Origin of the sequence: Microbispora sp. NPDC049633, from assembly GCF_040675265.1 — a bacterium.
GTDB classification, from domain to species: domain Bacteria; phylum Actinomycetota; class Actinomycetes; order Streptosporangiales; family Streptosporangiaceae; genus Microbispora; species Microbispora maris.
The window spans coordinates 1-6,872 of the sequence record NZ_JBFAOO010000288.1; the positions used below are offsets into that span (position 1 = coordinate 1).

The 6,872-nt window shown below is 73.9% G+C and carries 8 protein-coding genes; 4 read left to right on the forward strand and 4 right to left on the reverse strand.

Annotated features, from left to right (window positions below; translation table 11 throughout):
* The coding region (locus AB0J39_RS36940) for a hypothetical protein (RefSeq protein ID WP_363473406.1) at window positions 1-244 on the forward strand (244 nt) is incomplete at its 5' end.
* 98 nt (window positions 245-342) lie between these two features.
* Here the strand turns inward: AB0J39_RS36940 and dhaM are convergent.
* The 4 genes from dhaM to AB0J39_RS36960 all read right to left on the reverse strand — a co-directional run bounded on the left by dhaM (window position 343) and on the right by AB0J39_RS36960 (window position 3,093).
* Window positions 343-717, reverse strand: coding sequence for a dihydroxyacetone kinase phosphoryl donor subunit DhaM (gene dhaM / locus AB0J39_RS36945; protein ID WP_346227811.1), 375 nt, complete (start codon window positions 715-717; stop codon window positions 343-345).
* A 32-nt stretch (window positions 718-749) separates the two neighbouring features.
* Window positions 750-1,376 (reverse strand): dihydroxyacetone kinase subunit DhaL, encoded by a 627-nt coding sequence (gene dhaL / locus AB0J39_RS36950; protein ID WP_363473408.1) that lies wholly within the window; start codon window positions 1,374-1,376, stop codon window positions 750-752.
* A 28-nt stretch (window positions 1,377-1,404) separates the two neighbouring features.
* Entirely contained in the window at window positions 1,405-2,397 is a 993-nt protein-coding gene (gene dhaK, locus AB0J39_RS36955; protein ID WP_363473410.1) for a dihydroxyacetone kinase subunit DhaK, read from the reverse strand.
* Between the two features lie 123 nt (window positions 2,398-2,520).
* Window positions 2,521-3,093, reverse strand: coding sequence for a hypothetical protein (locus AB0J39_RS36960; protein ID WP_363473412.1), 573 nt, complete (start codon window positions 3,091-3,093; stop codon window positions 2,521-2,523).
* Window positions 3,094-3,626: 533 nt separating this feature from the next.
* Here AB0J39_RS36960 and AB0J39_RS36965 point away from each other — a divergent pair.
* The 3 genes from AB0J39_RS36965 to AB0J39_RS36975 all read left to right on the forward strand — a co-directional run.
* A complete protein-coding gene (locus AB0J39_RS36965; RefSeq protein WP_363473414.1) occupies window positions 3,627-4,400 on the forward strand; it encodes a cyclase family protein in 774 nt (257 codons plus the stop codon).
* Window positions 4,397-6,139, forward strand: coding sequence for a thiamine pyrophosphate-binding protein (locus tag AB0J39_RS36970; RefSeq protein ID WP_363473416.1), 1,743 nt, complete (start codon window positions 4,397-4,399; stop codon window positions 6,137-6,139). The genes AB0J39_RS36965 and AB0J39_RS36970 overlap by 4 nt, the downstream gene beginning before the upstream one ends.
* A gap of 68 nt (window positions 6,140-6,207) precedes the next feature.
* The coding region (locus AB0J39_RS36975; protein WP_363473417.1) for a lysophospholipid acyltransferase family protein at window positions 6,208-6,872 on the forward strand (665 nt) is incomplete at its 3' end.

The following is a 6,872-nucleotide window of genomic DNA, read 5'->3' on the forward strand; positions in this document are numbered from 1 at the left end:
CCCCGCCGACCGCCGCCGCGTGCGCGTCGTCGCCGACGAGGCAGCGGTCACCACCGCGGCGGCCGTCTACGAGCCGTTCTACCGGCGGTTGAACGAGCTGTTCGCCGACTACACGCCCGCCGAGATCGCCGTGCTGTCCGACTGGTTCACCCGCGCGGGCGACCTCATGCGGGCCTATCTGGAGGAGATCCGGCACGACCAGCTCGCCGCCATGCCCCGCACCCGGCGCACGCGGAGCCGTTGAGGCCGGCCCTCGCGCCTGGTCTCAGGAGACGCGCCACGCCGCGCCGTTCGCCCGTGAAGGCCGCGCCGTTCGTCCGTGCAGGCGTACCGGGGTCGCGCTCAGAGCTTGCGGACCTGCCACGCCTCCTCCGCCGCCGCCAGCACACCGTCCAGCGAGGCCCCGCCGCCCGCCGCGACGACCGCGGAGATGGCGCCCTCCACGAACGGCACGTCGGCGACCACGACGTCACCCGGCGACTCCAGCAGCCGGGCGGTGAGCACCGAGCTGCCGAGGTCGGGGATCAGCACGACGCCGTCCCCCCGGTCCACCTCCTCGATGGCGGCGGTCACCCGGTCGGGACTGGTGCCGAGGCCGCCGTCCTCGGTGCCGCCGGCCGCCGCCAGCGGGACCTGCGCGCCGCCGATCTGCCTGGCCAGCGCGGCCACCTCCTCGGCGAGGCCGCTGCTGTGTGAGATGAGTACGATGCCGACCATTCGCCTTCCCCGAGACGCGTTCGCCACCCCCGTCATCGGGAGGCGGCGGTTCTGAGCGCGCCGAACAGGAGAGCCGTCGAGGCCGCGCCCGGATCCTCGTGCCCGACGCTGCGCGGCCCCAGGTAGCTGGCCCGCCCCTTGCGCGCCTGCAACGGGACCGTGGCCCCTGCCCCCTGCTCGGCCGCGGCGGCCGCCGCCTCCAGCGCCTCCTCCACCTTCAGCCCGTCCCGTACGGCCTGAGCCAGCGCCCTGGCGGCCGGGGCGAGGGCGTCGACCATGGTCTTGTCGCCTTCGGCGGCGGCTCCGAGGCGCCGCACGCCGGCCAGGGCCGCGTCCAGCGCGGTGCTCAGCTCGGCCGGCGAGACTTCGGCGGCCTCGCCGAACGCCTTGCCCATCTCACGGAAGGCGGTGCCGTACAGAGGACCGGACGCCCCGCCGACCTTGCGGATGAGCGTGGAGCCGGCGAGGACGAGGAGCGCGCCCGGGGTCCGCGGGGAGGCGCCGGCCAGCGCCTCCCGCACGGCGGTGAACCCGCGGTCGAGGTTGGCGCCGTGGTCGGCGTCGCCGATCGCGGCGTCCAGCTGGGTGAGGTGGTCGCGCCGCGCCCGCACGGCGGTGGCGATCTCGTCGATCCACGCGGCGAAGAACTCGGTGTTCACGAGTGGACTCCAGAGGTTCCGATGGCGGTCAGCGGCCCCAGCGCAGCGCCGGCGTCTCCACGGGCGCGTCCCACAGCCGGGTGAGCTCTTCGGTCAGCGAGCACGTCGTCACCGAGAAGCCCTGCATGTCGAGACTGGTCACGTAGTTGCCGACGAGGCTGCGCACGGCCGTCGCGCCCTTCTCCCGGAGGTACGCCTCCACCTCGGCGAAGACGATGTACAGCTCGATGAGCGGGGTCCCGCCCATGCCGTTGACCATGACGAGCGTCTCCCCGGACAGCGGGAGGTCGGCGTGGATCGCGTCCATGGCCGTACGGACGATCTCACGGGCTTCGCCCATCGGGGCCCGCGCGCGGCCGGGCTCGCCGTGGATGCCGATGCCGAGCTCGATCTCCGCGTCGCTCAGCTCGAAGGTGCGCTTGCCCGCGGCCGGGACCGTGCAGGCGCTCAGCGCCACCCCGAAGGAGCGGCTGCGCTCGTTGACCTCCCGGGCGGCGCGCGCCACCTCGGCGAGGGGCGCACCGGTCTCGGCCAGCGCTCCGGCGATCTTCTCCACGAACAGCGTGGCCCCCGTGCCCCGGCGGCCGGCCGTGAACAGCGAGTCCTGCACGGCCACGTCGTCGTCGACGAGCACGGTCGCCACCTCGACGCCCTCGTCGCCGCCGAGCTCGGCGGCCATCTCGAAGTTCAGCACGTCGCCGGTGTAGTTCTTCACGATGTGCAGCACGCCCGCGCCGCCGTCGACGCCCTTGGTGGCCTCGATGATCTGGTCGGGCACGGGGGAGGTGAAGACCTCCCCGGGGCAGGCCGCGTCGAGCATGCCGTACCCGACGAATCCGCCGTGCAGCGGTTCGTGGCCCGATCCGCCGCCGGAGACCAGGCCGACCTTGCCCGGCGTGGGGGCGCCCGCGCGGAAGACGATCCTGTTCTCGAGGTCCACGCGGAGTGAGGGGTGCGCCGCGGCGATGCCGCGCAGCGCGTCGGTGACGATGGAGTCGGCGCCGTTGATGAGCTTCTTCACGATGCGGTCCCTACTGCCGTTGTCGTGCTCTCCAGCTTGCCCTTTCCTCGCGAAGCCGCAAGCGCCGTGTGGGCGAGTGGCCGGGCTCGGGCGAATCCGCCTCGGGCGCGCGGCCGGCCCGGATCAGCGCCTACGGGCGCGGAGCCCTCTCGTGATCCGGCGATATCCGCCCCTGTCCCGTACGGCGAAGTGCGCGCCGGCGACGAGGGCGAGCAGGCACAGGACGCGCGCCAGCACCACGGCCGTGCCGTAGTCGTCGGGCCATCCCGCGCTCCAGCCCAGGAAGGGCAGGTAGATCGCCGCGAAGGTCAGCGGTACGGCGACGATCACGCTCGGTCCCCGCAGGCGGGTGTCCGCGCCGATGCCGGCCAGCCCGGCGGAGGCGGCCGCCGCGAGGAGGAACCCGAAGGCGGCGAAGGGCAACCCGAAGATGCCGGGAGGGCCCTTCACCAAGAGGTAGACGCCGGCCCAGACGAGGAGCCCGAAGACGGCGAACCCGGCAGGCGATCGCCGCCACAGCCCGGTGGCCGCCAGGGCGGCCAGCAGCACCGTGAGCGCGGCGAGGACGGCCGTCCCCGTCTCCGCCCGGATGTTCTCCCCGGGCTCGGACACGAGCGCGGCCGTCCGCTCGGACAGGCTGTCCCGCCCGTCGAAACCGAACCGGTGCCACCGTCCGGCGGCGTCGCGCAGCGCCACGGACGATCACGGCGTCGTGGGCCTCCACGTGCATCGCGGCCGGCCCGGGGTCGGCCGCGCTCGTGGCCGTGACCGCGAGGACGGCCGCGGGCAGGGCGACCAGCAGCCGGGCCCGGCGTACGGCTGGCGCGGCGGCACCGCTCGGCGAGCCAGCCGCCCCGAGCGGCGGCGACGGGGCGCCGGACGGCGAGGGCCGCGGCGAGCGCGAGCAGCGGCGGGGCGACCAGCATGCCCGCGACGTCGCTCAGCTTGCCGGTGACCACGCCCGGCCACAGGCGCTTGAGCAGGTGATCGTTGACGAGGAGCACGGCGATCGCGGCGAGCGTCGCGGGATGGCCGAGCCACGCCCCGGCTGTCGTGCGGATCCGATCGGCCGCCCGCGCCATCCGCGTCCTCCCGCGTGGATCGGTGATCAGACCCCCTGTACGGTTCATCGCGCGGGCGGGTGCGGGCGTTGCATTTCACCGGAATATGGCGTTCGGGGGCGGAGGTGTAGGAGTATCGCAGGGGTGTCCTGACTGTTGGGAGGCGCAGTGTCGGTGTTGCGGGATTTGGTGGACGGCATCCGGAGCGGGGGGATCGAGGTGCTCGACCTCACCGCGCCGCTGAGCGACAAGACACCGATCCTGTTGCTGCCGGAGCCGTTCGGGCAGACGGTGCCGTTCTCGCTGCAGGAGATCAGCCGGTACGACGACCGCGGACCGGGCTGGTACTGGAACAACTTCACCACGGGCGAGCACACCGGCACGCACTTCGACGCGCCCGTCCACTGGGTGACCGCGCGTGACGGCGAGGACGTGTCGCAGGTGGCCCCCGCCAAGCTGATCGCCCCCGCCGTGGTGCTCGACTTCAGCGCCGAGTCGGCCGCGAACCCCGACTTCCTGCTGGAGATCGACCACGTGAAGGCGTGGGAGGCCGAGCACGGGCCGCTGCCGGACGGCGGCTGGCTGCTGTACCGCACCGGCTGGGACGTGCGCGCCCACGACCAGGCGGAGTTCCTCAACGCCGACGAGACGGGGCCGCACACGCCCGGCATGTCGCCCGCCTGCGCCCGATTCCTGGCCGAGGAGAGCCCGATCGCGGGCATCGGCGTGGAGACCGTGGGCACCGACGCGGGCGCCGCCCACTCCTTCGACCCCGCGTTCCCGTGCCACTCGTACCTGCTCGGCGCGGGGAAGTATGGGCTGACGCAGCTGCGCAACCTCGACCGGCTGCCGGCGACGGGCGCGGTCGTGGTCGCCGGGCCGCTGCCGATCGTCGGCGGTTCCGGCAGCCCGGTGCGCGTGCTCGCGCTGGTGGAGCGGTGAACGTCGCGGAGGCCGTCGGCGCGGCCCTCGCCGCCCTCGGCGTACGGGCGGCCTTCGGCGTCGTCGGCAGCGGCAACTTCCACGTCACCAACGCCCTCGTCGAGCACGGCGTGCGGTACGTCGCGGCGCGGCACGAGGGCGGGGCCGCGACGATGGCCGACGCCTACGCCCGGATGAGCGGCACGGTCGCCGTGCTCACCGTCCACCAGGGACCCGGCCTGACCAACGCGCTGACCGGCGTCACCGAGGCGGCCAAGAGCCGTACCCCGCTGCTGGTGCTCGCCCCGGAGGTGACCTCGCTCACCTCCAACTTCCGCGTCGACCAGACCGCGCTCGCCGAGGCCGTGGGCGCGCACTGCGCCCGGGTCGGGTCGGCGGAGACGGTCGTGGACGACACCGTGATGGCCTTCCTCGCCGCCCTGCTCGGGCGCCGGACCGTGGTGCTCAACCTGCCCCTGGACGTGCAGGCCGAGACGCTGCCCGAGGAGGCCGCCGAGGCCGTGCGCGAACTGCTGGCCGGCCGCGGGCACCGCGACGTGGCGAGCCGCGTGCCGGCGGCGTGGGGGCTGACGTTCCCCGTCGATTCAGGGGACGACGAGGAGCCGGAGGGGCTCCCGGCGGAGCCGTCCGACGCCTTGACGCGGTTCACCCGGCTGCTGGCGGAGGCGCGGCGCCCGGTCTTCGTGGCCGGCCGGGGAGCCCGGGGCGCGCGGCGGGAGCTGGAGGCGCTCGGCGAGCGGGTGGGGGCGCTGTTCGCCACATCGGCCGTCGCCAAGGGCAACTTCCACGGCAGTCCCTGGGACCTCGACGTGAGCGGCGGGTTCGCCACCCCGCTCGCGGCCGAGCTGATCCGCGATGCCGACCTCGTCGTCGGCTGGGGCTGCTCGTTCACCATGTGGACCACCCGGCACGGCGCGCTGATCGGGCCGGAGACCAAGGTCGTCCAGGTGGACCTCGACCCCGACGCGCTGGGCGTGCACCGCGAGATCCACCTCGGCGTGGTCGGCGACGTACGCGAGACCGCGCGGGCGGTCGCCGCCCTGCTCGGCGAGGGCGTAGCCGACGGCGAGGCGGGCAGGCGCGGATACCGCGCCCCGGAGATCGCCGAGCGCATCGCCCGCGAGGGGCGCTGGCGCGACGTGCCGTACGAGGACCTGAGCGCCGGGGGACGCATCGACCCCCGCACGCTGACCATCGGGCTCGACGACCTGCTCCCGCAGGAGCGGCTGGTCGCCGTGGACTCCGGCAACTTCATGGGATATCCGTCGATGTTCCTCACGGTCCCGGACGGCGGCGCGTTCTGCTTCACCCAGGCGTTCCAGTCGATCGGGCTGGGGCTGGCCACCGCGATCGGCGCGGCCGTCGCGCGGCCCGACCGGCTGGCCGTCGCCGCGCTCGGCGACGGCGGGGCCCTGATGGGCGTCGCCGAGCTGGAGACGGTCGTACGGCTCGGCCTGCCCATGGTGGTCGTGGTCTACGACGACGACGGGTACGGCGCGGAGGTCCACCACTTCGGCCCCGGCGGGTTCCCGCTCGGCACGGTCACCTTCCCGCCCGCCGACATCGCGGCGATCGCCCGGGGCTTCGGCTTCGAGGCGGTGACCGTGCGGGGGGAGGAGGACCTGTCCGGCGTCGCCGAGTGGCTGAAAGGGCCGCGCGACAAGCCCCTGCTCGTCCACGCGAAGGTCATCGCCGACCGCCCGTCGTGGTGGCTGGAGGAGGCCTTCCGCGGCCACTGACGGCCCGGTCGTGCGAAGAGGACCTTCGGCCCCGGTTAGGTTACGCGTGAGTAGGTTACGGTTTCAGCATGGCTGAGATCGTGTACCCGCCGGTCCTGAGGACCGCGCTGACCGCCTTCAAACTGCTCGACCTGAGGTTCCACCTGGAGGGCACGGAGCGGATACCCCGCAGCGGCGGCGCGGTCCTGGTGAGCAACCACGTCAGCTATCTCGACTTCATCTTCGCCGGCTTCGCCGCCCACCCCGCCGGACGGCTGGTCCGGTTCATGGCCAAGAAGGAGGTCTTCGACCATCCGGTGTCGGGCCCGCTGATGCGCGGCATGCACCACATCCCGGTGGACCGGTCGGCCGGGGCGGGAGCCTACGACGCCGCCGTACGGGCCCTCAAGGACGGCGAGATCGTCGGCAACTTCGCCGAGGCGACGATCAGCAGATCGTTCACGATCAAGGAGATCAAGAACGGCCCGATCCGGATGGCGGCCGAGGCCGGGGTGCCCGTGATCCCGGTCGCCCTGTGGGGCGGCCAGCGGCTGTGGACCAAGGGCCGACCCCGCAAACTGCTCCAGCGGCATGTCCCGATCACGATCCTGGTCGGCGAGCCCATGCGCCCGATGCCGGGCGACGACATCGCCGCGCTCACCGACGACCTGCGGCGGCGGATGTCGGACCTGCTCGACGAGGCCCAGCGGACCTATCCCGATCAGCCGCGGGCTGCCTCCACACGCCCCGCGGC

Bases quoted from the DNA above. Each gene is read 5' to 3' on its own strand.
- dhaM (WP_346227811.1), bottom strand. From the start codon at position 717: ATGGTCGGCATCGTACTCATCTCACACAGCAGCGGCCTCGCCGAGGAG.